Origin of the sequence: Levilactobacillus namurensis DSM 19117 (assembly GCF_001434785.1) — a bacterium.
GTDB lineage: Bacteria > Bacillota > Bacilli > Lactobacillales > Lactobacillaceae > Levilactobacillus > Levilactobacillus namurensis.
This window is the reverse complement of record NZ_AZDT01000038.1, coordinates 1-314: the sequence shown is the minus strand read 5'-3', so window position 1 is coordinate 314 and position 314 is coordinate 1. Positions and strand designations below refer to the sequence as shown.

At 48.4% G+C, this 314-nt stretch carries 1 pseudogene; it reads right to left on the bottom strand.

Going from position 1 to position 314, the window contains the following annotated elements:
* Positions 1–314 (bottom strand): annotated as a pseudogene (locus FD30_RS11780) (hypothetical protein); the annotation flags it as partial.

The window sequence follows — 314 nt, the reverse complement described above, 5'->3', positions numbered from 1 at the left end:
ACTTGCTCCGCCAAAGCTTTCATTTGTCGTGTGTTATCCGATGTAACGGGTACCGCATCACCATTTTGAGCGGCCAGTTTCCATAGCTTTCGTGCGGTATCGTGAATACGTTTAGCGCCCATTCCTTTGAAATGTGCTGCTGATATTCGCGCTTCTAGTACGTTAAGGTCGCCAATCTCACGAACGATTTGTGCATGTGGAAAGAGCGTTAGGAGTTTCCAAGCTAGCTTTGTATCGAAGTTAAAGCCACCCTTGGAAGCCCCAAATGACGCAAATACAAGCTGTAAGACACGATGAGCTCGATTGCGGGCCCG